Consider the following 1,647-nt stretch of genomic DNA (forward strand, 5'->3'; position numbering starts at 1 on the left):
CCCGCGCGGCCCTGATGATGGGTATCAACCGCGGTACGCTGCGCAAGAAATTGAAAAAATACGGCATGAACTGATACTGGTTCATTACCGTTGGTTTTTTAGAAAAACGCTTGCCAGAAATGGCAGGCGTTTTTTGTCTGTTGCGGTGCAACGTCGACCTTTAAGCACTTCACCCGATGCCACTGCAATGCGAGCCCGCTTGCTAGAAAAGCTCGATACCCAGTAAATAGCCATTTACTTTGTCTACACAAACATTCACAGGAAGATGGAGTATTTTGGCTATTCTGGCTGTACTGGAAAACTGATCTCGATACCCTTGCTCTTCGTTCTCTTTTAATATTGTTTTATACCATTCATCATTTACTTTTATCTTAAATCCATAATTTGTTTCAGATATCGTTGTTGATATAAAATACTCCTTTATATGTTCACCCTTGAGCATATTGTGTTTACCTCCCTTGTGACATTCACTTTCCAAGTCCCCCATTGCATGGGAAGACATGCTTATTAACAGCAATACTGTTAACCCGACTGTCCTTCTCATTCGTAGCCTCCATTAATATTTTTTAGTCATCCATCACAGCTGCGATCATCTTATATCTGCATTTCTTCCATCGACTAAGACTGTCGGTTATATCTCTTTTAGTCATACTGGATATTGAATCAATGGAACAAATAGAACATGCAGAGCGCTCACTCGATTCGTAGCGAGGTAAATCTGGAATATAATAATGACCACTACTAGGCCCAGTATCAGCATCAAGATAGGCAGGATTGAGATACTCTGCGATAAATTCCGCCTGCTGATCGGGCCCTCTACTTCGATAGGCCCTTGCGCTGTAGATTTGCTCCGTGTCAATGCCCCCTAATGCCAACCACTCCTGTTCATGCATATAATCTAGAACCGTACTTTGAAAGCGCCAATCGTTGGTGCGAACGAAAGCCGCTCGGAGACTATTCACTGAGCTATAAAAATTGCTGGTAGGACGAATGGTATAGAGGTAGTACATCATTCCAACAGGCGTCGCTGATTCTGCCATAATGTGTGACATTTGCTCTGAGGATGAAGTAGAAATAAAATTAGAAGTTGCGTCCCCCTCAAAACAGCTGGTTCCCCTTATGTGTTCATACATGTTCCTGTTATGCCCTGAGGGAATAAAACCAATTTTAAATGCATCCTCAGCGTCCACGCTATCGTAACGGTAGAAAAATAAAGTGGAATAAGCACCATGACTAAAGAAAAGTACAAAAATAATCAACATGCTTTTTTTCATCTCAATCACCGATAAATGACATCATTGAGACGAAACAAATAACACAAACGATAAGCACTATTATTGTCGTTTTTTATTTTTGCGAAGAAGGTCGATGTTTTTATTCCCTGCTGTTAATCTCAGAAAGCAGAAATAAAAATGGCAACCCAATAAAGCAAGCGCCGCACCGCGCATCGGTGCAGCACTCACCTATCAGGCTATTTAGAAAAAACAGCGTATAACAACGCGGAGTTATACCTCGGGCAGATCAAATCTCAACATCAATGCCATTACGCTTCAACAGCGCATTGAAGTTGTGCAGTTCCCAGATGGTTTTGCCCTGCTGAATTTGCGCACGCAGTTTCACTTCTTTTTCATCACGGCTGCGCGAAGC

The 1,647-nt window shown here is 42.2% G+C and carries 3 protein-coding genes; 1 reads left to right on the forward strand and 2 read right to left on the reverse strand.

The window, feature by feature from the left end; translation table 11 throughout:
• On the forward strand, positions 1-74 hold a 74-nt coding region (locus tag J5224_RS26985; protein ID WP_001767670.1), incomplete at its 5' end, for a helix-turn-helix domain-containing protein.
• Positions 75-202: 128 nt separating this feature from the next.
• On the opposite strand, the gene J5224_RS26990 is transcribed toward J5224_RS26985, so the two are convergent.
• Complete coding sequence (locus J5224_RS26990) at positions 203-544, reverse strand: hypothetical protein (RefSeq protein ID WP_264628232.1); 342 nt, start codon at positions 542-544, stop codon at positions 203-205.
• A 22-nt stretch (positions 545-566) separates the two neighbouring features.
• Positions 567-1,274: an enterotoxin A family protein gene (locus tag J5224_RS26995; protein ID WP_264628233.1), complete on the reverse strand. Its 708-nt coding sequence runs from the start codon at positions 1,272-1,274 to the stop codon at positions 567-569.
• Between the last annotated feature and the right edge of the window lie 373 nt (positions 1,275-1,647).

Source organism: Candidatus Symbiopectobacterium sp. NZEC135 (genome assembly GCF_025962695.1).

Bases quoted from the DNA above. Each gene is read 5' to 3' on its own strand.
- J5224_RS26990 (WP_264628232.1), bottom strand. From the start codon at position 544: ATGAGAAGGACAGTCGGGTTAACAGTATTGCTGTTAATAAGCATGTCT.
- J5224_RS26995 (WP_264628233.1), bottom strand. From the start codon at position 1,274: ATGAAAAAAAGCATGTTGATTATTTTTGTACTTTTCTTTAGTCATGGT.